We start from the raw sequence: 22,460 nt of genomic DNA on the forward strand, positions 1-22,460 counted from the left end.
GGGCCGAAACCGCAAGATCGCGCGGGTGGGGGTTAGGGGGAGAGGGTTCGGCGGACCGTGCGGGAGCCTCGCATGCGCTGGCGGGGCTGGGCGGGTGCGGTCTTCGGCCGCTTGAGGTGGTAGCGGTGCAGCTCGTTGTTGCCCGGCAGCGACGGGTCCTCGCTCATCGCGACCAGCTCCCAGCCCTGGTCACCGGCCCGGTTGAGGTGGGTCAGCGCGGTGTCGCCGTACGGCGTCACGTCGATCATGGAGCCGTCCGGGCCGTACCAGATGAAGACGACCTCCCACCCGGCGTCGGTGGCGGCGGCCTGGCGGCGGCGGACCAGCAGCGCGTACTCCCACTTGAGCATGCGCTCATTGTGGACCCCCGCGCGCCGGTCGGCACGGATCAGTGTTCGGCGATCCGTCCGTCCGCCACGCGCAGCCGCCGGTTCACGCTCACCGCGTCGAGCATCCGCCGGTCGTGGGTCACCAGCAGCAGCGTGCCCGGGTAGCTCGCCAGCGCCGACTCCAACTGCTCGATCGCGGTCAGGTCGAGGTGGTTCGTCGGCTCGTCGAGCACCAGCAGGTTGACGCCCCGGCCCTGGAGCAGGGCCAGCGCGGCCCGGGTCCGCTCGCCGGGGGACAGCGTCGCGGCCGGCCGCAGGACGTGGTCGGCGCGCAGCCCGAACTTCGCCAGCAGCGTCCGCACGTCCGCCGGTGCCAGATCGGGTACGGCGGCGCCGAACGCGTCGAGCAGCGGCTGGTCGCCGAGGAACAGTCCCCGGGCCTGGTCGACCTCGCCGACCACCACACCCGGCCCGAGCGCGGCGTGCCCCTCGTCCAGCGGCAGCCGCCCCAGCAGCGCGGCGAGCAGGGTGCTCTTGCCGGAGCCGTTCGCCCCGGTGATCGCCACCCGGTCGGCCCAGTCGATCTGGAGGTCCACCGGCCCGAGCGTGAACCCGCCACGGCGTACCACAGCTTGCCGGAGCGAGGCCACGACGGCGCCGGCGCGGGGCGCGGCGGCGATCTCCATCCGCAGCTCCCACTCCTTGCGCGGCTCCTCGACCACCTCCAGCCGCTCGATCAGCCGGGCGGTCTGCTTGGCCTTCGCGGCCTGCTTCTCGGTCGACTCGGTGCGGAACTTGCGGCCGATCTTGTCGTTGTCGGTGGCCTTGCGGCGGGCGTTCTTGACGCCCTTCTCCATCCACGCCCGTTGGGTGCGGGCACGCGCCTCCAGGCCGGCCTTCGTGTCGGCGTACTCCTCGTACTCCTCGCGGGCGTGCCGGCGCGCCACCTCCCGCTCCTCCAGGTAGGCCGCGTAGCCGCCGCCGTAGTGCTTGACCTGCCGCTGGTGCAGGTCAAGCTCGACGATCCGGTTGACGGTGCGGGTGAGGAACTCCCGGTCGTGGCTGACCAGCACGGTCCCGGCGCGCAGGCCGGTGACGAAACGTTCCAGCCGGTCCAGCCCGGCCAGGTCGAGGTCGTTCGTGGGCTCGTCGAGCAGGAAGATGTCGTACCGGCTGAGCAGCAGCGACGCGAGCCCGGCGCGGGCCGCCTGCCCGCCGGACAGGCCGGTCATCGGGTGGTCCAGGCCGACGTCGAGACCCAGCTCGGCGGCGACCTGTTCGGCCCGCTCGTCAAGATCCGCGCCGCCGAGGTCGAGCCAGCGTTCCAAGGCGTTCGCGTACGCGTCGTCGGCGCCCGCCGCCCCGGCGGTGAGCGCCTCGGTGGCGGCGTCCAGCGCGGCCTGCGCGGCGCTCACCCCGGTCCGCCGGGCCAGGAAGTCGCGGACCGTCTCGCCGGGGCGGCGCTCCGGCTCCTGCGGCAGGTAGCCGACAGTCGCCGTGGGCGGGCTCAGCGCGACCGAGCCCTGCTCGCGGGGGGTAAGACCGGCGAGGGTACGCAGCAGCGTGGACTTGCCGGCGCCGTTCACCCCGACCAGGCCGACCACGTCGCCGGGTGCGACGACCAGGTCGAGGTCTTCGAAGAGGATGCGGTCACCGTGGCCGGCGGTGAGGTCCTTGGCGATCAACGTGGCGCTCATCAGGTGACCGAGCCTACCGGCGGGCGCATCCGGATTACCGTGACCCGCGCCCGCGCCGGCGCCGATCTGAGGGAGACTCACAGCCGTGGTGACCACACTGGCGATCGACTGTGGTGGCGGCGGGATCAAGGCCTCCGTGCTGGATGCCGCCGGGACCATGCGCGCCCGGCCGCTTCGCGTGCCCACGCCGTACCCCTTGCCGCCCGGCCTGTTCGTCAAGACGCTGCTGGATCTCGGCGCCCGCCTGCCCACGGCGGACCGGCTCACAGTCGGCATGCCCGGCATGATCCGGCACGGCGTCGTGGTGGCCACGCCCCACTACGTGACCCGCTCCGGGCCGCGCAGCCGCGTCGACCCGGACCTGGTGGCCGAGTGGTCCGGGTACGACGCGCGCACCGCGCTGGCCGAGGCGTTCGGCGTGCCCGCGCTGGTGCTGAACGACGCCGAGGTGCACGGCGCGGGCGTGGTCGCCGGGACCGGCTGCGAGCTGGTGCTGACGCTCGGCACCGGGCTTGGCAGCGCGTTGTTCGACGGCGGGGTGCTGGCGCCGCACCTGGAGCTGTCGCACGCGCCGGTGCGGTGGAACACCACCTACGACACGTACGTGGGGGAGCCGGAACGGCGGCGCCTGGGCGACGCGTTCTGGTCGCGGCGGATCCGGCAGGTGGTGGACGGCCTGCGGCCGGTGTTCCGCTGGGACCGGCTGTATCTCGGCGGCGGCAACTCCCGGCTGATCCGGCCCGAGCAGGTGGCCCGGATGGGCGACGACGTGGTGATCGTCCCGAACACTGCCGGAATCGTCGGTGGTGTCCGAGCCTGGGAGCTGATCGGCGGCCGGTACGACCCGACCGGCTGATCTTCGCCGGCAGGAACACTCGCGCTCGCGCCGGTGTTGTGCCAGCGTCGGACCTTAGGGCCTGGCGCGACACGAGGGGGAGGTGGGTCGAGTGGATCTTCTGGCGGAGTACCGGCGGGCGACCATGTTCTTCGAAGCGGGTGACCCGACCGGAGCGGCCCGGCTGCTCGAACCGATCATCGAGGCCGAGCCGGACAACTCCTCGGTCCGGCAGCTGCTGGCCCGCGCGTACTTCCAGTCGGCCCAGCTCAACCGGGCCGAGGAGCAGCTGCGCGAGCTGGTCGACCGGGACCCGAGCGACCACTACGCGCACCACGTGCTCGGCCGCACGCTGGAGCGGATGAACCGGCCGGCGGACGCGCTGCGGCACCTGCGCATCGCGGCCGCGATGTACTCGACGAACACCGACTACGCCACCGCGCTGCGGCGGGTGGAGGGCAAGGTCGGTCGTTGACCGATGACGCGGAAGGGCAGCCCGCCCGGGCTGCCCTTCCGCGTACCTAGGATGGGACCGTGAAGCTCAAGCTCGACCTCCACGACATCTACAACAAGGGCCACGACATCGATCGTGCGCTGCGCGGGATCATGGACGAGGCGGTCGCGAAGAAGGCCACGCTCGTGGAGATCATCCCGGGCAAGGGGTCGGGCGCGCTGAAGAAGAAGGTGCTGCGCTTCCTCGACCAGAAGGACGTGAAGCAGCTCTACCACCGGGTCGAGAAGGACTCGAAGAACTTCGGCCGGCTGTTCGTGCACTTCCGCTGGAAGTAGTGGGGCACGCCAGTAGCGTGCCGTGACGTGGGCGAACTCGTCGAAGCAGTCGAGCTGCTGTGGCCGGTCGTCGGCCGCGATCTCGTGGCGATCACCGAGGCCTGGCACTGGTTCGGCGGTCGGCGTGGCGGTGACGGAGTGATGCCGGCAGCCGGCTCAGCCGGCCGTACCCCGCAGGTCGGTGACCAGCCGACGGTATTCGTCAGGCGTGCCGATGGTGGCCCGATGGTCCGGGTGGGCGACGTAGTGGTCGATCACGGATGCGAGGAAGCCGGGCTGGACGCCGTCGACGGGTATCGCGGGGCGGCCCACCAGGCCACGACGCCGTACCAGCGCCGGGTTCGCGATCGTCAACGGCAGCCGCAGGGTGGATTGCGTGTCGTTGCTCGGACCCTCGACGCGCGGCCCTGCCTCCCACGGGATCATCCTCGACCCGAGGAGTCCCATCGTGCGTACGCCGTCCGGGCTGAGCCGCACGCTGTGCCCGCGCCACGCCGTGGCTACCAGCAGCGCGATCAGCGCGAGCCAGAGCAGGCCGATGACGACCTCGGACGTGGTCGCGGTGCCCGCGTCCACGGAACGCAGGTATGAGCCGGCGGTTGCGGAGGACTGACCGAGGAGCCCCAGGGCGAGGAGGACCCGCCACGCCGGGACCGGTGAGGCGAAGGCCGCGTTTCGCGGCAACACCACCAGAGCGGCGGGCCGTGTCCCCATGCGGATGACTGCCAGGATCAGGAGGGTCAGCGCGAGGAGGAGAAGCGGGAGGGTCGACGCCCGCGCCACGTCCGGGGCGTAGCCCATGGCGGCGGCGTTCCCGGCCGCCACCAGCAGGCCCGCGAGTAGGAGGGGACGTCGGTGCCGCACCACGGCGGCCGAGATCGCGTCGATCACTTCCGCGACCCTACAACCGGGGTTCACCCCCGTTCGCTGCGCCGAGATGCGACGCCCTGGTCCGGGCGTCCGCCGAACATCCAGTTGTGCGACTCCACCTGGGCGTACCGGTCGGCCAGCACGGCGCGCGCCTCGTCCGGCCCGGCCGCCCGCACCAGCACCGCCGTACCGAGCCATGTCACGCCGTCGTCGGACAGCAGCGGCCCGTACGCGATCAGCTCGTCCTGTTGCTGCGGAAGCACCGGGCCGCCGCTCTGCTCCGGGCCGAGGCCGAGCACCAGGTAGCGGTTCCCACCGGTCCGGCCGCCGGGGAAGTCCCACATGCTGCGGCCCAGCATGTTGCGCCACCGACGCAGCATCACGTCCCGGTACGCGCCGGCCTGGTAGTTGGGCTCGTCGAAGGCGAACGCCCGGGCGGCGGCGGGGTCGGGCAGGCTCACGATGTGCACGCTGCCGGTGGGCGAGCCGTCATCGGCGAGGGTCGGTCCGCGCGCGATCATCTGCCCCGCGTACCGGTCCATGTAGGACCAGTGTTCCTCGACCAGTTCCTGACGCAGAGCTGCCGAGCCGAGCCGATCGCGGTGGTAGCAGAAGAACTCCATGCCCCGAGTCTCGCGGACGTGGCCCGCCGTCGATCAACGAACGTAGCCACGGGCTCGACTGCGCGTCTGTCACGGTGCTCGGCCTGGGCCCGATGGGTCGCGCGCTTGCCGGCGCCTTCCTGGACGCCGGAATCGCCACCACGGTCTGGAACCGCACGCCCGGCAGGGATCGCGAGTGGCGGTATCCGCACGCGGGATACCGCCACTCCGGCGAGGTGGAGTCGATCAATCGGCGGTCAGAGCGGGTACGTGCGCGCCACCGCCAGCATCTCCGAACTGTGCGAGCCGACCACGCCCACACCCTCCGGCCGAGGCCGGAAGCCGGGCACCCCGGACAGCCCGTCACTGGCGTCCATGGCCCGCACGTTCACCGGCCCGGCCGCCGGGGTCAACGTCAGCGTCACCTCGACACCCTCCGGCGGCGGGGCGTGGAACACGATTCCGAAGCCCCACTTCCCGCCGCCCGGCTCGACCGGCGCGTCCCGCCCGGCCACCGAGGCGGACCGCACGGTGGCGGTGGTGGTGTCGACGTGCAGCGTGAGCAGGCGTACCTGCCGTTGCGGCGTCACCCGCACGCGCAGCACCCGCTGGTCGCCCGAGCCGCTGTCGGAGAGCAGTTCGAGCTTCGGTGCGGGCAGGGGCGCGGCGTCGGCCGGTCCGGCGCGCATCTCGCCGTTGCCCAGCCCGGGGAAGTCGTCGGCGACCGAGATGCTCCGGTCGACGTAGCCGTCGGTCCAGGGCTGTGGCTTCTCCTCCCGGCTGAGCCACGCCGCCTTCCCGGTGCCCGCGTCCAGCGCGTACATCAGGTGGGTCGGCACGGGATGCGCGGCGTCGAAGCGGTCCACCGCCAGGCCGACCCCGGCGAGCACCACCGCCGCCAGCGCGGCGGCCGCGGCGGGCAGCGCGCCGAGCCGGCGCGCGCGCAGCGCGAGCAGGCCGCGCTGGCCGCCGGCCCGGGGGTGCAGCAGGTCCACCACCGGGAGTACGGCGAGGCCGAGCAGCACCGCGACGAGCGCGGCTACCGCGCCCATGCCCATGCCGAGCGCCGGGAACAGCAGCACCACCGGCGGCAGCAGGACCACCACCGCCACCGAGGCGGCGAGCGTCACCGCCACCACCGGCCACGGACCGTCACGCCGGGTGACGAGCGCCACGAGACCGGCGAGCGCGCCGGCCAGCGCCGGCACTGTCGTCAGGTACGCCCCACCGGGCACCGCCACGGCGAGCAGTACCCCGAACACACCGAGCCACGCCAGCCCGCCGAACGCCAGCGCGGCCGGGCCGACGCGGCGGCGCAGCAGCGCGTACCAGCAGAACAGCACAGCGGCGGCGAGCGCCACGACCGCGAGCCGGTACCAGACCGGGCGGTACGGGTCGAGCAGCTCGGCGTACCCGGGCCGGATCGTGGTGATCGCGGCCCAGAGCAGCCACGCGCCGAGCGGCGCCACGACGACCGGCACCAGGGCCAGGCCGAAGCCGGCGGCGAGCGTGCCGGCGGTGGCCCGGCCCCGGCGGCGCAGCAGCCAGCCGAGCGCGCCGACCGCGAGCAGCGCGACCACCGCGAGCGGAAGGGTCAGCCAGCCGGGGTAGCGGACCAGCGCGCCGAACACCGGGAAGTAGGTGGCGTCGTGCCCGGCGCGCAGGTCGCCCAGGTCGGTACGGCCGAACTCGCGGGCCAGGCCGAGCGCGTTGTCGCCGTGCATCTGGAGGCTGCCCCGGTCCACCCGGGTCGGCACGTCGAGCGGGGTGTGGTAGATCGCCCCGCCGTCGATGTAGGCGGAGTTGAGCCCGACGAACTTCCGGTCCAGGAACGCGGTGAAGTCGGTGTCGTTCGGCAGCGCCCGGTAGATCTCCACCGCGAACGAGGTGCCCACCGGGTGCGGCGCGGCCTTGCCGAAGATCTCGACCAGTTTCGCGTTGTCCCGGGACGTCTCGAACATGATCACCGGGCCGGTGGAGCCGCGCGCCTCCAGGTTGAGCACCACCCCGCCGTCGCGGGCGAGCGGGTGGTCGCCGGCGAACCCGGCGGCCCCACACAGGCACGCCTCCTCCGCGTCGGTGAGCACGAAGACGATGTCGTTGCGGGGTCGCGGCCCGGTGGTCAGCGCCCGTGCCACCTCCAGGATCGCTGCGGTGCCGGCCGCGTCGTCGTTGCCGCCCGGCCCGGTCTGCACCGAGTCGTAGTGCGAGACCAGGAAGACCTTCCCGGTCGGGTCGGTGCCGGGCAGCCGGGCCACCACGTTGCGGACCCGGGCCAGCGTCGCCCCGCCCGCCGCGCCGGACAACTGCCCGGCCTCGGGCGCGACCGCGTCCTGTACCTCGGTCTCCAGACCCAGCCCGCGCAGCGTCGCCACCAGGTGTTCGCGTACCCGGTCGTTGGCGGCGCTGCCCGCCACGTGCGGCTCGGCCGCGATCACCTGGACGTTCCGGTACGCCCGGGCGGCGCTGAACTCGCCCGCGGGCGCGTCCGCCGGACGCGGCGCCGGGGTGGCGAGACCGACCAGGACGCCCGCCCCGACGGCGAGCAGCGCGGCAAGGGCGGCCACGGCGGCGATCGGCCGGCGGCGGGGCCTGGTGAACGCGCGGTCGGCGGGGCGGGTGGGGGGTGCGCCCACGGGGACTCCTCGGGGTGGATCTACGGGGTGGGGATCATCCTGCACCCCCGAGGGCTGCGGCGGCAGTCCTCGGTCGGTGCGCTGCCGGTGCGACAACTGTTGCCGCGTAACATCGTGGGTCGACCGTGCCGCTGTGGAGGTGGACCGGTCACACGCTCCGCCGCGCCGGTGCCGGTCGCGTTGTGTGCGACTGTTGTCTGAGTCAGGATCAGCAGGGCATTCGGAAGGAGCCCGACATCACCAGCGAACTCCCGCGACTCGCGGCGGTGACCCGACCGGTCCGGGGGGCCGGTGCGTCGGGTGCCGCCTACGTGCCGTCGGCCGGGGCGGGGCTGCACGGCGGCGTACCGCCGGGCGAGCGGCTGCGGGTGCTGCTGGTCGAGGACGACGAGGGCGACGCCTTCCTGGTCGGCGAGCTGCTCGCCGAGACCAACTCGATGATCGACCTGCTGGTCGCCACGAGTCTCAGCGAGGCCCGGCAACGGGTGATGGGCGTGGACTGCGTCCTGCTCGACCTGGGTCTGCCGGACGCGCAGGGCCTGGACGGGCTGCGCCGGGTGCTGGAGATGGCGAGCGGCGCCGCGGTCTGCGTGCTGACCGGTCGGTCCGACGAGCACCTGGGCATCGTCGCGGTCGCCGAGGGGGCGCAGGACTACCTGGTCAAGGGCCAGGTCGACGGTGTCCTGCTGACCCGGGCCCTGCGGTACGCGGTGGAGCGCAAGCGGGCCGACGAGAACGCCCGCCGGCTGCGCGAGGTGGAGCTGCGCCAGGCCGAGTCCGCCCGCCTGGAGCGCGGCCTGCTGCCACAGCCGCTGATGACCACCGACGAGGTGTCGGTGCACACGTTCTACCGGCCCGGCCGGCACGCCGCGCTGATCGGCGGCGACTTCTACGACGTGGTGCAGACCCAGCCGGACCGCATCGACCTCATCGTCGGCGACGTGTGCGGGCACGGCGTGGACGAGGCCGCGCTCGGCGTCGAACTGCGCGTGGCCTGGCGGGCGCTGGTGCTGGCCGGGGTGCCGGACGACGAGGTGCTGCCCGCGCTGGAGCAGGTGCTGATGAGTGAGCGCCGACTCCAGGAGATCTTCGCGACGGTGGCCACCACCCGGCTCGACCTGGCGTCGGCGCGGGCCACCGTACGCCTCGCCGGTCACCCGCCGCCGCTGCTGCTCAGCGGCGGTAAGGTCGCGCCGGTGCCGGCCAAGGGCGGGCTGCTGCTGGGCGTACGCCCACGCCGCCCGATCGCCTTCGACCTGGAGTTCGACACCGACGACTGGTCCCTGCTGATGTACACGGACGGCCTGATCGAGGGCCGGGTGGACGGCGGGGACGAACGCCTCGACGTGCCGGGCCTGACCGGGCTGCTCGCCGACCCGGCGAACCGGGCGGTGCCGCTGGCCGAGCTGCCCGCCTGGCTGGTCGGGCGGGCCGAGCAGATAAACGGCGGCCCGCTCGCCGACGACGTGGCGATGCTGCTGGTCACGCGGGGCAGCGGACGGTGAGCGCGAGCGCGAAGGGCAACGGGGAGGAACCTGTGAAGGCGTACCAGCAGGGGTGGACCCTGCGGCGGCGGGTGGTCGCGCTCCTCGGCGTGGTGGTGGTGCTGCTGCTCGGGCTGGCCGCCGCCGAGGCGGCGGTCGCCGCGAAGAACCGCGAGAACATCGACGCGGTGCTGCTCAAGACCGGCCCGCTGCGCGTCCAGGCGCAGGAGCTGATGAGCGTGCTGCTCGACCAGGAGACCTCGGTGCGCGGGTACGCGGTGAACGGTGACCGCACCGATCTGGAGCCCTACCAGCAGGGCGTGCAGCGGGAGCAGAGCCTGGCCGCGTCGATCCGCGACCTCTCCGCCGACTATCCGGACGTGCGCCGGTCGCTGGACGTGGTGGAGCGGGAGACCGCGCAGTGGCGGGCCCAGGTGGCCGAGCCGGTGATCACCACTGTCGAGCGGGACGGCCCGGAGGCCGGCCAGGCGCTGATCACCGACGAGACCCGTCAGCAGTTCGACGGCATCCGGTCGGCGGTGAACACGCTCCAGGACGAGATCCTCACCGTCCGGGAGGAGACCGCCGACCGCGTCAACTCGACGAGCAACGCGCTGGTCGTGCTGCTGATCGTCGCCGCGCTGGTGGTGACCACGGCCGGCGTGGTCATGCTGCTCTCGCTGGACCGGATCCTGATCCGCCCCCTGGCCGCCCTGGTCAGCCAGGTACGCGAGGTGGCCGACGGCGACTACCGGCACCACATCGAGGGCTCCGGCCCGCCGGAGTTCCGCCGGCTGGCCGAGGACATCGACCAGATGCGCATGAAGATCGCCCGCGAGCTGGACGAGGTACGCGAGGCGCGGGAGCGCATCGAGTGGGTCAACAGCCAGTTGCAGAAGCAGGCCGAGGAGCTGACCCGCTCCAACCGTGACCTGGAGCAGTTCGCGTACGTCGCCTCGCACGACCTCCAGGAGCCGCTGCGCAAGGTGGCGAGCTTCTGCCAGCTTCTCCAGCGGCGCTACGCGGGGCAGCTCGACGAGCGGGCCGACCAGTACATCGCGTTCGCGGTGGACGGCGCGCAGCGGATGCAGCGGCTGATCAACGACCTGCTGGCGTTCTCCCGGATCGGCCGGTTGACCACCGGTTTCACCGAGGTCGACCTGAACAAGGTGATGGGCGACGTGGCGGGGCAGACCGAGGCGGCGTTGCAGTACGCCGACGCGGATCTGACCTGGGGCGAGATGCCGACCATTCGCGGCGAGGAGCCGCTGCTGACAAACCTGCTGGTCAACCTGGTCAGCAACTCGGTGAAGTTCCGCCGGCCCGACGTGCCGCCGAAGGTGCACGTGTCGGCGCGGCTGGTGGACGACGAGTGGGAGATCAGCTGCCGGGACAACGGCATCGGGATCGAGCCGGAGTTCGCCGACAAGATCTTCGTGATCTTCCAGCGGCTGCACTCGAAGGACGCGTACCCGGGCACCGGCATCGGGTTGGCCATCGTGAAGAAGATCGTGGAGTATCACGGCGGCCGGGTCTGGGTGGACACCGACGCCGGGGAGGGCACGACCATCCGGTTCACGCTGCCCGCGCTGGAGGCCGACATCGAGGCCGCCAAGGCGGCGGAGGCGGCAGCGGACGGGGACGCCGCGGACGGGGACGCGGCGGACGGTGCGGAGCCGGCCGAGGCGCCGGCCGCCGAGGGCACCGAGACCGACCCGGCGGGCGCCGGGCGGCAGCCGGACGGCGAGGCACGCGAAGAGTCGCCCGCGGAGGCGGACCGACACGGTACAAACGGTGGCATGAAGGAGACGGTGGGATGACCGCGCCCGCGGACGGCAAGAGCCCGATCGAGGTCCTGCTCGTCGAGGACGACCCCGGTGACGTGCTGATGACCCAGGAGGCGTTCGAGGAGCACAAGCTCCGCAACCGCCTCACCGTCGTCTCCGACGGCGCGGAGGCGCTTGCCTACCTGCGCCGCGAGGGTCAGTACGCGGACGCGGTGACGCCCGACCTGATCCTGCTCGACCTTAACCTGCCCCGGCGCGACGGCCGGGAGGTGCTCAAGGAGATCAAGAAGGACGCGCAGCTCTGCCGCATCCCGGTGGTGGTGCTCACCACCTCGCAGGCCGACGAGGACATCCTGCGCAGCTACCAGCTGCACGCCAACGCCTACGTGACCAAGCCGGTGGACTTCGAGCGCTTCATCTCGGTGGTCCGCCAGATCGACGAGTTCTTCGTCAGCGTGGTCAAGCTGCCGCCGCGTGGCTGACCCGCTGCTGGACGACGTCGGCGCGCTGCTCAAGGAGGCGGCGGCCAAGGTCGTCGTGCCCCTGTTCCGCCGGCTCGACGCGTCAGACATCTCCGAGAAGGCGCCCGGCGAGGTGGTCACCGTCGCCGACCGCGAGGCCGAGGTGCTGATCTCGGAGGGCCTGCGGCGGCTGCGTCCCGGGTCGGTGGTGGTCGGCGAGGAGGCCGTCGCCGAGGACCCGGATCTGCTGCGGCACGTGCGCGGCAGCGGCGACGTGTGGCTCGTCGACCCGGTCGACGGCACCTCCAACTTCGCCGCCGGCCGCCGCCCGTTCGCGTTGATGGCGGCGCTGCTCACCGACGGCGCACCGGTGGCCTCCTGGGTGTACGACCCGCTCGACGGCACGATGGCGGCGGCCCGGCTCGGTGCCGGCACCGAGCTGGACGGCGCGGCGCTGCGGTCGCCGGAGACCGAGCCGCAGGTGGGCGCGCTGCGCGGCACCGCGACGACGAGGTTCCTGCCGGCGGACTTCCGCCGCCGGGTGGAGGAGGGCGGGCGCCGCATCGGCGAGCTGCTGCCCGGCCAGCACTGCGCCGGCCGCGAATACCTGGACATCCTCACCGGCGCGCAGCAGTTCGTGCTGTTCTGGCGCACCCTGCCGTGGGACCACACGCCCGGTGCCCTGCTGGTGCGCGAGGCCGGTGGGGTGGCCCGCCGGTTCGACGGCACCGACTACCACCCGGCCGACGAGGGCCGGGGACTGCTGGTCGCGGCCAGCCCGGAGATCTGGGACGAGGTGAGCACCGCCCTGCTGGGCGGTTGAGCGGCGCTGCGCGACGAGCCCGGCACGCTGCGTCGACGTCTGGCGCCGTACGCCGTCGCCGGCCTGGCGTCTCGCGCGTGGTCCGGTATCGTGACCGGCGGTCTCCGCCAGCAGGCCGCCATCCGGCGCCGGCGGAGACGCCGCTCGGTGTGCGGGGGCCGGCGGTCGACGGAAGGACCATCACGTGCCCAGGACCAGCCCTACCGGCCGGCGCGTCCGGCGGTCGCTGCTCGCCGTGTTCGCCGCGGTGGCCGTGCTTCTCGGCTCCGGCGTGGCCGCCGGACCGGCCGCCGCCGTACCCAGCCCGAACGCCCCGAACGAGGGCGGCAGCAAGCAGCTGCGGGCGGCGCTGGAGGCGGCGGCGAAGGGTCACATCGAGGCCCAGAACAAGCTGGAGAACTCCAAGCGCCGGCAGAAGGCGCTCGCCGCCCAGCTCGCCGACGTCGAGACGCGTCTCGTCGGGCTCAGCGAGCAGGCCGGTGAGGTGGCCGCGCAGTCGTACCGGATGGGCCGGCTGACCGCGACGTCGATGCTGCTCGCCAGCGCCGACCCGAACGACTTCCTCAAGCGCGCGGCCGAGCTGGACGTGATGGCCCAGCGGGACAGCAAGCGGCTGCGGGAGCTGGCCGACGCGAAGGCGCAGGCGGCCGAGGCGAAGCTCGCCATCGACGCCGAGGTGCGGGAGCAGGCCAAGCAGGTCGCGGTGCAGGCCCGCAAGAAGAAGGACGCCGAGGTGGCGCTGGCGAAGGTCAGCTCCGGCAGCGGGTCCGGGTTCAACGGCACCTCCTCCTCGGCGAAGCCCGCGCCGCGCAGCTCGGACGGCTCGTGGCCGTCGGAGTCCTGCTCGGTGGACGACCCGACGCCCGCGTCCGGCTGCATCACCCCGCGCACGCTGCACATGCTCCAGCAGGCCAAGGCCGCCGGTTACAAGCGCTACGCCTCCTGCCACCGCAGCGGCGGCGGCGGCGAGCACCCCAAGGGCCGGGCCTGCGACTTCTCCGCCGCCAGCGGCGGGTTCGAGGACAAGACCGCCACCGGCGGCGACAAGGCGTACGGCGACAGCCTCGCCGCCTGGGCGAAGAACAACGCCAACCGGCTCGGCATCATGTACGTCATCTGGTACCGGCAGATCTGGATGCCGAACACCGGCTGGCGGGCGTACAGCGGCGGCGGCAGCCCGGCCGCGGACCACACAAACCATGTTCACATCTCGATGTACTGACCCGGCCCGCCAGGACCGCTGCGTACCATCGCCACGGTGAGCAGCACATCGTCCGACGTCATGGCGGAACCGGCGGCCGACGCCCCGGTTCCGCCCCGGGCCCTGCCCAACGGGCTCGCCGCGTTCCTCGTCTTCTTCTCCAGCGGTGCGGTGCTGGTGCTGGAGACCGTCTCGTTGCGCCTGGTCGGCCCGTACGTCGGGGTGACCCTCCAGGTGACCAGCTCGGTGATCGGCATGGCGCTCGCCGCGATCGCGTACGGAGCGTGGTTCGGCGGATGGCTCGCCGACCGGCGTGACCCGCGCACGCTGCTCGCCCCGGCGCTGGTGCTCGCCGGCATCGCCACCGCTGTCACGCTGCCGATCGTCAGGTACGCCGGTGAGGTGTTGCGCGGCGGCGCGGCGAGCGCGGTGCTCCTGCTGACCGCGCTGACGGTGGTGCTGCCGGCGGCGCTGCTGGCCGGTATCACCCCGCTCGTGGTGAAGCTTCAGCTCGCCGACCTGCGCCGCACCGGCCAGGTGGTGGGCAAGCTGTCCAGCATCGGCACGCTCGGCGGCATCACCGCCACGCTCGGCACCGGCTTCGTGCTGGTGGCCGCGCTGTCCAGCTCCGTCATCGTGCTCGGGCTCGCTGCCGCGCTCGGGGTGACCGGGCTGGCGCTCGGCGTCTGGCTGCGACGGCAGGCGGGCGCAGGCGGGCCGTCCACACCGAGCCGGGTCAAGGCCGCGCTGGCGTTGCTCGGCCTCGCCGCAGCCGGGCTGACCGCCGCGGCACCGAACCCGTGTGACGTGGAGACCGCGTACCACTGCGCCCGGGTCGAGGTGGACCCGTCGTGGCCGCAGGGGCGCACGCTCTACCTCAACTCGGCCGAGCACTCGTACGTCGACCTGGGTGAACCCACCCACCTGAAGTACGCGTACACGCAGTGGATCGGCCTGGTCGCGGACGTGGCGCGGCCGGCGAGGCAGCCGGTGGACGCGCTGCACCTCGGCGGCGGCGGCTTCACCGTGCCGAACTACCTGGCCGCGACCCGGCCCGGCACCGACAACCTGGTGTTCGAGCTGGACGGCGGGCTGGTCGAGCTGGACCGGCGGGAGCTGGGGCTGCGCACCGGCCCGCTGATGCGCGCCGAGGTGGGTGACGCGCGGGTGCTGCTGCGCGGCGAGCCGACCGACAGCCGCGACTTCATCGTCGGCGACGCGTTCGGGCACCTGGTGGTGCCGTGGCACCTGGCCACCCGGGAGATGGCCGCCGACATCCGGCGGGTGCTGCGCCCGGACGGGATCTACGTGCAGAACGTCATCGACTACCCGCCGGGCCGGTTCATCCGGGCCGAGCTGGCCACCGTGAAGGCCGAGTTCGCGCACGTCGCGCTGATCGCGCCACCGGGCGCGATCGACGGGGAGCAGGGCGCCAACTTCGTGATCGTCGCCTCGGACGCGCCGCTGCCGCTGGACGCGATCCCGCCCGGGCTGAAGCTGCTGCCGGAGCGGGCCGAGCTGATGAACGAGGCGCAGGTGACCGAGTGGGTGGGCGACGCGATGGTGCTCACCGACGACTACGCGCCGGTGGACCAGCTCCTCGCGACCGCCTGAACGGGTGACTTTCCTGACCGATTCCGACCGCTGAGGTGTACCGGGGCCCACTTCGGGCAACAGGACCGACCATGGGTGGACCGGTCAGGAACGGCGTGCAACTGCTCGGCGAGCGATATCGGCTCGTCGAGCAGTTGGGTGCGGGCGGCATGTCGGTCGTCTGGCGCGGCTACGACGAGGTGCTGGGCCGGCAGGTAGCAGTCAAGGTGCTGGCCTCGCGGCTGGCCAGCGACAAGGCGTTCCGGCACCGGATCCGGGTGGAGGCGCAGGCCGCGGCGCGGCTGTGCCACCCCAACATCACCAACGTGTACGACTACGGCGAGTCCGTGCAGGTCGGCCTGACCGTCCCGTACGTGGTCATGGAGCTTGTCGACGGCGGTCCGCTCAGCGGCCGGCTCGGTCGCGACGGGCAGCTTCCCTGGCGGGAGGCCATGACCATCGGCGCGGAGGTCGCCTCGGCGCTCGCCGCCGCGCACGCACGTGGCGTGGTGCACCGGGACGTGACCCCGGGCAACGTCATGCTGACCCCGACCGGGGTGAAGGTCGTCGACTTCGGCATCTCGGCGCTGGTGGGGGAGAGCGACAAGGGGCCGGACGGCGCGCTGCTCGGCACGCCCGCCTACCTCGCTCCGGAGCGGCTGGACAACGGCCACGTCTCCCCGGCCACCGACGTGTACGCGGTCGGGCTGCTGCTGTACCGCATGCTGACCGGCCGCCTGCCGTGGCAGGCCAGCACCACCACCGAGATGCTGCGCGCGCACATGTACCGCGACCCGGACCCGATGCCCGCCGTGCCGGGGCTGCCCGAGCCGGTCGCCGCGCTGGTGCAGCGGTGCCTGGCCAAGCGCCCCGAGGACCGCCCGGCCACCGCCGAGGTGGCCCGTACGCTCGCCGAGGCGGCCGGCATCGCGGCGATCGTGCCGGTGTCACCGGCGTTCGGCCGGATGGACCCGGCGCTCGCCGAGAACGCCGGCACCACCATCCTGCCGTGGTCGGCGGAGACCGACGCGCTGCCGTTCTCGGTGGTGCGTACCCGCACGCGGCGGGCGGTGGCACGGCGGCGCAAGGTGGAGGCGGGCGTGGCCGCCGTCGGCCTGATCGCGGTGACCGCCACCCTGTGGGGGCTGACGTCCCGCAGCCCGGCCAGCGGCGGGGTGGAGCCGACCGAGGCGCGGATGAGCATGCCCGAGCCGATCCCCTGCGCAGTCGACTACTCGCTGCGCCGCGACACCGGCAAGGACTTCGCCGCCGAGCTGACGCTCACAAACACCAGCGACCGGGAACTGCGCGACTGGACCATGGACTTCACGTTCCCCGGCAAGCAGACGGTCACCACGGCCCAGCCCGCGGCACGTCAGGCGGGGCGTACCGTCTCGATCGCCGCACCGGCGGCGGACCCGGCGCTGGCACCCGGTGCGTCGACGAAGCTGACGCTGGCCGGCCGCTACACCGGGAGCAACACGCTGCCCGTGGAGTTCCGGGTCGGGGACAGCTCCTGCGGGGTGCAGGTCTCCGGCATCGCCGGTTCGGCGCCGACCACCGCGCCGCCGGTGCGGACGCCGGTCAAGCCGGCCAGCAAGGCCACCGCCAAGAGCGGGCCGGCGAAGGCCAAGCCGAAACCGAAGCCCAAGGCCGAAGGGCCCGGCAAGGCCAAGGGCAAGGAGAACGGCAAGGGAAAAGCAAGGTAGACCGGCCGAAGGGGGGTGGGAACGGCAAGGGCAAGGGGCCGAAGAAGGGCTGACGGTCAGGCCGGCGGCTCCGGTCAGGTCGGCGCGGCCATCAGGTCAGCGCGGCCGTCAGGTCAACGCGGAGAAGCGCTGCACCTGGGTGATGCCGCCCTCCACGATGAGGACGCTGTCCGCCGCCAGCACCGTGTCCGGCCCGGCGTACCGGAACGGTTCCCCGGCCTGCTTCGCGCCCACCACCATCACGCCGTACCGGTCCTGCGGGGCGATGTCGCGCAGGGACCGCCCGACCAGCGGCGCGGGCACCTTGATCTTGGCGATGGCGAAGTCGTCGTCGAACTCGATGAAGTCCAGCATCCGGCTGACGATCAGGTGGGCCACCCGCTCCCCGGTCTCCGCCTCGGGGAAGACCACATGGTGCGCGCCGACCGAGTGCAGGATCTTCGCGTGCTTCTCCGAGACGGCGCGCGCCCAGATCTGCTCGATGCCCAGCTCCGCCAGGGCCAGCACGGTGAGCACGCTCGCCTCCAGCGACGCGCCGATCGCGACCACCACCCGGCGGAAGTCCGCCATCCCGAGCTGGCGCAGCACCGCCTCCTCGGTGCTGTCCGCCTGCACCACCCGGTCCAGGTCGGACGACCAGTGCTGGACCCGGGCCGGGTCACGGTCGACCGCCAGCACCTCGTGACCGAGGCGTGACAGGGAGCCCGCCAGGCGCGAGCCGAACCGGCCCAGGCCGATCACCGCGATGCCCGTCTCCTCCGGATGCCTAGCCGACAATGGGTTGCTCCTCCGGATAGCGGTACAGCCGTCGACGGGTGTTCAACGCGATGGCCGAGCCGAGGGTGAGCGGCCCGACCCGGCCGACGTACATGAGCGCGGTCAGCACGTACTGGCCCGGCGGGGAGAGCTGCCCGGCCACCCCGACTGTCAGGCCGGTGGTGCTGAACGCGGAGGTGACCTCGAACAGCGCGGCCGAGAACGACACCTGCGAGGTCATCGCGATCAGGCCGACAGTCCCGCCGGCCACCAGCGCCACGCTCAGCAGCGCCACCGTCAGCGCCTGCCGCTGGCTGGACGTGGCCACCCGGCGGTGCCCGACAGTGGTGTCCAGCTCACCCCGCAGCTCGGCCCAGATGGCGAAGCCGAGCAGGAAGAACGTGGAGACCTTGATGCCGCCGGCGGTGCTGGCGCTGCCGCCGCCGATGAACATCAGTCCGATCAGCATGGGGTAGCTCTCGTCGGTGAGCCGGCCGACGTGGATCACGTCGAAGCCGCCGGTACGGCTCAGCGCGATCTGGGCGAACGACGCCAGCAGCTTGCCCGGCACGTCGTAGGTGCCGATCGTGAACGGGTTGGCCCACTCGGCCAGCAGCAGGTAGGCGACGCCGAAGACGATCAGCACCACGCTGCCCCAGACGGTCAGCTTCGTGGCGACCGCCCAGCGCGCCGGCTGCCGCCACTCGCGTACCGCCTCGAACAGCGCCGGGAAGCCGAGCCCGCCGATGATCGCGCCGAGGCTGAGGGGCAGCGCCACCCACCCGTCGCGGGAGAACGCGATCAGGCCGTCGGAGTAGAGCGCGAACCCGCCGTTGTTGAACGCCTGGACCGAGTGGAACACCGCCGACCAGAGCGCCCGGCCCGGCCGGTAGTCGTACGCCAGGAACAGGCGCGCGGCGACCACCGCCGTCATCACCGCCTCGGTGGCGAAGACGGTGGCCGCGATGCGCACCAGCAGCCGGCGTACGTCGCCGAGACCGAACTCGGCGGTCTCCGCCTGCACGAGCAGCCGGTTACGCAGGCCGAGCTGGCGGGACACCGCGAGGATCACCAGCGACGCCCCGGTCAGGATGCCCAGACCGCCGAGCTGCGTCAGCACGGTGATCATCACGAGCCCGAAGCCGGTCCAGTAGTTCGGCGTGTCGGTCACCGCCAGCCCGGTCACCGACACCGCCGACGTGGACGTGAACAGCGCGGTGACGAACGGCGTGTACCGCTGCTCGCTCGTGGCCCAGGGCAGCATGAGCAGGCCGGTGCCGGCCAGGATCACCGCCAGGAATCCCAACGGCACCAGCCGTACGGGCTTCCGGAGCAGGCGGCGCACCCCGTCATCTTCCGTCCGGAGATTCACCGGCAGGTCAGGAACCGACCAACTGGCGGTCAACCACACCCGGTCTGCTGTGCGTACCCATCAACGACAGGAGACGGCGTTGCGACGTACCCTTTCCGCCCTCGGCATGGCCGGCGCGCTGCTCGCGGCCGCTGTGGTGGTGCCGGCAGTGGCCGCCCAGGCCGGCCCGGACCACCACGCCGCCGAGCAGACCCGCGTGCCCCAGCGGCCGATCGTGATCGGCCACCGCGGCGCGAGCGGCTACCGCCCGGAGCACACCCTCGAGGCCTACCGGCTCGCCATCCGCCAGGGCGCCGACTTCATCGAGCCGGACCTGGTCGCGACGAAGGACGGCGTCCTGGTCGCGCGGCACGAGAACGAGATCTCCGGTACGACGGACGTGGCCGCCCGCCCCGAGTTCGCCGGCCGCAAGGCGACGAAGACCATCGACGGGGTGACAGTCACCGGCTGGTTCACCGAGGACTTCACGCTGGCCGAGCTGAAGACGCTGCGGGCCAAGGAGCGCCTGCCGCAGGTGCGGGTCGCCAACACCGCGTTCGACGGCAAGTTCGAGATCCCGACGTTCCAGGAGGTCATCGACCTGGCGCGAACCGAGTCGAAGGCGCGGGGCCGGACCATCGGCGTCTACCCGGAGACCAAGCACCCCACCTACTTCGCCTCGATCGGCCGCCCGCTGGAGGAGCCGCTGGTCGCCGTGCTGCGCCGCAACCGGCTCACCCACCGCGCCGACCCGGTGTTCGTGCAGAGCTTCGAGACCGCCAACCTGCGCAAGCTCGACAAGATGATCGACGTACGGCTGGTGCAGCTCATGGACGCGAGCGGCACCCCCTACGACTTCGTCGCGGGCGGCGACAAGCGGACCTACGCCGACCTGGCCACGCCCGCCGGACTGGCCTGGATCTCCCGGTACGCCGACGGCGTCGGCCTGAACAAGAACCTGATCGTGCCCCGCGACTCGGCCGGACGGCTGCTCGCGCCGACCCCGGTGATCCGTGACGCGCACCGGCAGAAACTGGTGGTGCACGCGTGGACGTTCCGGGCCGAGAACCAGTTCCTGCCCGTGGACTTCCGCATCGGCGCCGACCCGAACACGCGTGGCGACATCACGTCCGAGTACGAGCTGTTCTTCGACCTGGGCCTGGACGGCGTGTTCAGCGATCACCCCGACACGGCGGTGGCCGCCCGAGTCGGCCGCTGACCAGCGCGTCCATGCCGGGGAGGCGCTAATCCGCGGCTCGTAGGGGTGAGGGTGTCCGGACATATCTGGGCACCCTCATTGCTCCTCCGCTCGGCGAGCACGCCCGGTGCCCCGCCACCCGGGCCATCAGGGAATCGTTGGGAACAATGAAGGCGAGAGATCGGTCGGAAAGCTGCGTCACCCTTCCCATACGTACGGATGTTCGACAAGATGGCACTTCGCGATCGGAGGAGGGCGCATGGCCGACAAGAGCGCCATCGAGTGGACGGAAGCAACCTGGAACCCCACCACCGGTTGTGACCGCATCTCCGCCGGCTGCGACAACTGCTACGCGTTGACGCTCGCGAAGCGCCTCAAGGCCATGGGCTCGACGAAATACCAGACCGACGGCGACCCGCGTACCTCCGGGCCCGGGTTCGGTGTCGCCCTGCACGCCGATGCCCTGGACATTCCTCGCCGCTGGCGTGACCCGCGCACCGTTTTCGTCAATTCCATGTCAGACCTCTTTCATGCCCGAGTTCCCCTCGACTATGTCCAACAGGTGTTCGCCGTGATGCGCGAGACGCCACGGCACACCTTTCAGGTGCTCACCAAGCGAGCTGCGCGATTGGCGAAGGTCGCCCACCACCTCGATTGGCCGGCGAATGTCTGGATGGGCGTGAGCGTCGAGGACGGCACGCACCGAGACCGGGTCGACCACCTGCGAGAGGTGCCAGCTTCGGTGCGCTTTATCTCGGCGGAGCCGTTGCTCGGTCCACTGTCCAACCTAGATCTCGACAACATCGACTGGCTGATCGCAGGAGGAGAGTCCGGGCAGGGCTGCCGCTCGATGGATCCGGCCTGGGTCCGTGACCTACGGGATCAGTGCAGCTCTGCCGGCACCGCCTTCTTCTTCAAGCAATGGGGCGGGCGCACCCCGAAGGTCGGAGGTCGGCTGCTGGACGGCCGGACCTGGGACGAGATGCCGCTGCCCCGCGCGCTCGCGTCGGCCTAGGTGTGCAGAGGTCAGGCGATCCCGTCATGGGCGCCAGACGACCTCCTTCCAGAAGTCGCCCGTGCCAGGGCAGCTGATCTGGCCTTGCCGATGCAGCGCCTTGACGGCTTGCCGCACGTGAGGGGCCCAGGCCTGTCCGAGCACCTCACCGTAGACCTCAGGCACGTGATCCATGATCTTGCAAGACACATGCCGGTCCAGCATCTTCACGAGGTTCCGCTCGATCGTCCCCGACCAGCGCTGGGCGTTCTCGGCCTTGTACTGCTCGGCATCGAAGACAGGACCGTCGCCGAACAACGTGTCAGCCAGGTGATCGCCTCGGCGTAGCTGTTCCCTCACCCACGCCTCTTCCCATTCGACACCCGCCTTGCCCAGGGTGTCGGCAAAGTGCCAGGCACCTTCGCCGTGCCTGGTGAACAGAGTGAGGACGTACTTCGGCGCGAGGCCGGGCCGTGGCCGCACGGGCATCCGCACCGCTTGGTAGTCCGATCCCTCGGTGAGGTTCCGGGCGTACCTGTCCGCGACCCGCAGTGCGACGTCCGTGGCGCGCTCGTCATCTTGCGCGTCTGACACCTGGGCGAAATAGCCGCGCCACCAGGGCCCGCCGAGGAACCGATCCAGTCGCGCGGCGGTCTTCTGTTCGCTCCCCGACAGGCCGCCCGGCCGCTGGCCGGCGACGTGGACGGCACGCCCCATCCGGGCCACGGTGGAGACGCTGAAGTGCAGCAACACCTCGGTAGGTGGCCAATTGGGTCGACCGAGCAGTCGGGTGCGGATCAGGTCGAAATCGAGGGCTGGGCCGAAGGGATCGAGAAAGGCGAAGAGCGAGGCGCCCTTGGCCCGAGCCAACAACTCGGGGAGGTGCTGGTCGAGGCTGCCCTGGCGCAGTTCACGCTGGACTGGGCCACCCTTGTCGCGAAGGACCTGCTCCAGGTTCGCGTAGCTGTCCGGTTCCTGCTCGACGAAGAACGCCAGCACGTCGCGGAAGCCCTGAACGAACTCGGCGCACCGGGACAGGAGCAGCGGTGAACCCGGCTCCCCGCCGTCGTACTCGCCCCTGCCGGCGTAGCCGTCCAGGAAGACGATCGGGTTGCCCTGGCCCGTTTTGGACGCGAACACCACTGGATAGCGCTTGAGGATGCCGTGCTTGAGCGCGGCCGCTGCCTTCTTGGAGCGGAAGAATTCCTCGTTCGCGGACAAGAGCCCTCCCCACGCCACTTGCTTTCAGTGATGTGAAGATAGCTTTGAGTAATGGCTCACGCTGGCCGTCGTTGGGTTGCCGGAGGGTGCTCAAGCCGCCGAGTGTGCCGGTGAGCAGCAGTGA

At 72.1% G+C, this 22,460-nt stretch carries 20 protein-coding genes and 1 pseudogene; 13 read left to right on the forward strand and 8 right to left on the reverse strand.

Annotation, left to right across the window (positions count from 1 at the left end):
• Nucleotides 1-32: 32 nt before the first annotated feature.
• Both AB0D28_RS07780 and AB0D28_RS07785 read right to left on the reverse strand, forming a co-directional pair.
• Nucleotides 33-350, reverse strand: coding sequence for a hypothetical protein (locus AB0D28_RS07780; protein ID WP_357383391.1), 318 nt, complete (start codon nt 348-350; stop codon nt 33-35).
• 38 nt (nt 351-388) lie between these two features.
• On the reverse strand, nt 389-2,026 hold the full coding sequence (locus tag AB0D28_RS07785; protein ID WP_357383393.1) for an ABC-F family ATP-binding cassette domain-containing protein: 1,638 nt from the start codon (nt 2,024-2,026) through the stop codon (nt 389-391).
• Nucleotides 2,027-2,111: 85 nt separating this feature from the next.
• Here AB0D28_RS07785 and AB0D28_RS07790 point away from each other — a divergent pair, with 85 nt between their 5' ends.
• The 3 genes from AB0D28_RS07790 to AB0D28_RS07800 all read left to right on the forward strand — a co-directional run bounded on the left by AB0D28_RS07790 (nt 2,112) and on the right by AB0D28_RS07800 (nt 3,650).
• Entirely contained in the window at nt 2,112-2,882 is a 771-nt protein-coding gene (locus AB0D28_RS07790; RefSeq protein WP_357383395.1) for an ROK family protein, read from the forward strand.
• A 91-nt stretch (nt 2,883-2,973) separates the two neighbouring features.
• Nucleotides 2,974-3,336 carry a tetratricopeptide repeat protein gene (locus AB0D28_RS07795; protein ID WP_357383397.1) on the forward strand — a complete coding sequence of 121 codons (363 nt, stop codon included), beginning with the start codon at nt 2,974-2,976 and terminating at the stop codon, nt 3,334-3,336.
• Between the two features lie 59 nt (nt 3,337-3,395).
• Nucleotides 3,396-3,650, forward strand: a complete 255-nt coding sequence (locus tag AB0D28_RS07800; RefSeq protein ID WP_013288724.1) for a Smr/MutS family protein — start codon at nt 3,396-3,398, stop codon at nt 3,648-3,650.
• Between the two features lie 156 nt (nt 3,651-3,806).
• On the opposite strand, the gene AB0D28_RS07805 is transcribed toward AB0D28_RS07800, so the two are convergent.
• Both AB0D28_RS07805 and AB0D28_RS07810 read right to left on the reverse strand, forming a co-directional pair.
• The gene (locus AB0D28_RS07805) at nt 3,807-4,541 is read right to left on the reverse strand and encodes a hypothetical protein (RefSeq protein WP_357383399.1); all 735 of its coding nucleotides are present in this window, start codon (nt 4,539-4,541) and stop codon (nt 3,807-3,809) included.
• Between the two features lie 23 nt (nt 4,542-4,564).
• Nucleotides 4,565-5,143, reverse strand: a complete 579-nt coding sequence (locus tag AB0D28_RS07810) for a YciI family protein (RefSeq protein ID WP_357383401.1) — start codon at nt 5,141-5,143, stop codon at nt 4,565-4,567.
• 32 nt (nt 5,144-5,175) lie between these two features.
• Here AB0D28_RS07810 and AB0D28_RS07815 point away from each other — a divergent pair.
• Nucleotides 5,176-5,310, forward strand: a pseudogene (locus tag AB0D28_RS07815) (NAD(P)-binding domain-containing protein); the annotation flags it as partial.
• Nucleotides 5,311-5,379: 69 nt separating this feature from the next.
• Here AB0D28_RS07815 and AB0D28_RS07820 read toward each other — a convergent pair.
• Complete coding sequence (locus AB0D28_RS07820; protein ID WP_357383403.1) at nt 5,380-7,758, reverse strand: M28 family peptidase; 2,379 nt, start codon at nt 7,756-7,758, stop codon at nt 5,380-5,382.
• Nucleotides 7,759-8,024: 266 nt separating this feature from the next.
• On the opposite strand from AB0D28_RS07820, the gene AB0D28_RS07825 reads away from it, so the two are divergent.
• The 7 genes from AB0D28_RS07825 (at nt 8,025) to AB0D28_RS07855 (ending at nt 16,816) form a co-directional block, all read left to right on the forward strand.
• A complete protein-coding gene (locus AB0D28_RS07825) occupies nt 8,025-9,263 on the forward strand; it encodes a fused response regulator/phosphatase (protein WP_357383405.1) in 1,239 nt (412 codons plus the stop codon).
• A 32-nt stretch (nt 9,264-9,295) separates the two neighbouring features.
• Nucleotides 9,296-11,062 carry an ATP-binding protein gene (locus tag AB0D28_RS07830; protein ID WP_357383574.1) on the forward strand — a complete coding sequence of 589 codons (1,767 nt, stop codon included), beginning with the start codon at nt 9,296-9,298 and terminating at the stop codon, nt 11,060-11,062.
• The gene (locus AB0D28_RS07835; RefSeq protein ID WP_210896790.1) at nt 11,059-11,511 is read left to right on the forward strand and encodes a response regulator; all 453 of its coding nucleotides are present in this window, start codon (nt 11,059-11,061) and stop codon (nt 11,509-11,511) included. Before AB0D28_RS07830 ends, AB0D28_RS07835 begins: the two co-directional genes overlap by 4 nt.
• Entirely contained in the window at nt 11,504-12,313 is an 810-nt protein-coding gene (locus AB0D28_RS07840) for an inositol monophosphatase family protein (protein WP_357383408.1), read from the forward strand. Before AB0D28_RS07835 ends, AB0D28_RS07840 begins: the two co-directional genes overlap by 8 nt.
• Before the next feature lie 184 nt (nt 12,314-12,497).
• On the forward strand, nt 12,498-13,535 hold the full coding sequence (locus tag AB0D28_RS07845) for a hypothetical protein (RefSeq protein ID WP_357383410.1): 1,038 nt from the start codon (nt 12,498-12,500) through the stop codon (nt 13,533-13,535).
• Between the two features lie 60 nt (nt 13,536-13,595).
• The gene (locus AB0D28_RS07850) at nt 13,596-15,128 is read left to right on the forward strand and encodes a fused MFS/spermidine synthase (RefSeq protein ID WP_357383577.1); all 1,533 of its coding nucleotides are present in this window, start codon (nt 13,596-13,598) and stop codon (nt 15,126-15,128) included.
• A 71-nt stretch (nt 15,129-15,199) separates the two neighbouring features.
• Nucleotides 15,200-16,816 (forward strand): serine/threonine-protein kinase, encoded by a 1,617-nt coding sequence (locus AB0D28_RS07855; protein ID WP_357383412.1) that lies wholly within the window; start codon nt 15,200-15,202, stop codon nt 16,814-16,816.
• Nucleotides 16,817-16,924: 108 nt separating this feature from the next.
• On the opposite strand, the gene AB0D28_RS07860 is transcribed toward AB0D28_RS07855, so the two are convergent.
• Entirely contained in the window at nt 16,925-17,593 is a 669-nt protein-coding gene (locus AB0D28_RS07860; RefSeq protein WP_357383414.1) for a TrkA family potassium uptake protein, read from the reverse strand.
• Nucleotides 17,583-18,917 (reverse strand): potassium transporter TrkG, encoded by a 1,335-nt coding sequence (locus AB0D28_RS07865; protein WP_357383416.1) that lies wholly within the window; start codon nt 18,915-18,917, stop codon nt 17,583-17,585. The genes AB0D28_RS07860 and AB0D28_RS07865 overlap by 11 nt, the downstream gene beginning before the upstream one ends.
• A gap of 106 nt (nt 18,918-19,023) precedes the next feature.
• On the opposite strand from AB0D28_RS07865, the gene AB0D28_RS07870 reads away from it, so the two are divergent.
• Together AB0D28_RS07870 and AB0D28_RS07875 are read left to right on the forward strand one after the other, a co-directional pair.
• Nucleotides 19,024-20,142 carry a glycerophosphodiester phosphodiesterase gene (locus tag AB0D28_RS07870; RefSeq protein ID WP_357383418.1) on the forward strand — a complete coding sequence of 373 codons (1,119 nt, stop codon included), beginning with the start codon at nt 19,024-19,026 and terminating at the stop codon, nt 20,140-20,142.
• 238 nt (nt 20,143-20,380) lie between these two features.
• Nucleotides 20,381-21,136: a phage Gp37/Gp68 family protein gene (locus AB0D28_RS07875; RefSeq protein WP_357383420.1), complete on the forward strand. Its 756-nt coding sequence runs from the start codon at nt 20,381-20,383 to the stop codon at nt 21,134-21,136.
• Between the two features lie 24 nt (nt 21,137-21,160).
• Here the strand turns inward: AB0D28_RS07875 and tcmP are convergent, their stop codons facing one another.
• Nucleotides 21,161-22,336 carry a three-Cys-motif partner protein TcmP gene (gene tcmP, locus AB0D28_RS07880; protein ID WP_357383422.1) on the reverse strand — a complete coding sequence of 392 codons (1,176 nt, stop codon included), beginning with the start codon at nt 22,334-22,336 and terminating at the stop codon, nt 21,161-21,163.
• Nucleotides 22,337-22,460 lie beyond the last annotated feature (124 nt).

The organism is Micromonospora sp. NPDC048169 (assembly GCF_040652815.1).
Taxonomy (GTDB): domain Bacteria; phylum Actinomycetota; class Actinomycetes; order Mycobacteriales; family Micromonosporaceae; genus Micromonospora.

What these genes read in the sequence shown, in the direction of transcription:
- AB0D28_RS07780 (WP_357383391.1), bottom strand. Translation starts at nt 350, where the DNA reads ATGCTCAAGTGGGAGTACGCGCTGCTGGTCCGCCGCCGCCAGGCCGCC.
- AB0D28_RS07785 (WP_357383393.1), bottom strand. Translation starts at nt 2,026, where the DNA reads ATGAGCGCCACGTTGATCGCCAAGGACCTCACCGCCGGCCACGGTGAC.
- AB0D28_RS07810 (WP_357383401.1), bottom strand. Translation starts at nt 5,143, where the DNA reads ATGGAGTTCTTCTGCTACCACCGCGATCGGCTCGGCTCGGCAGCTCTG.
- AB0D28_RS07835 (WP_210896790.1), top strand. Translation starts at nt 11,059, where the DNA reads ATGACCGCGCCCGCGGACGGCAAGAGCCCGATCGAGGTCCTGCTCGTC.
- AB0D28_RS07850 (WP_357383577.1), top strand. Translation starts at nt 13,596, where the DNA reads ATGGCGGAACCGGCGGCCGACGCCCCGGTTCCGCCCCGGGCCCTGCCC.
- AB0D28_RS07855 (WP_357383412.1), top strand. Translation starts at nt 15,200, where the DNA reads ATGGGTGGACCGGTCAGGAACGGCGTGCAACTGCTCGGCGAGCGATAT.
- AB0D28_RS07875 (WP_357383420.1), top strand. Translation starts at nt 20,381, where the DNA reads ATGGCCGACAAGAGCGCCATCGAGTGGACGGAAGCAACCTGGAACCCC.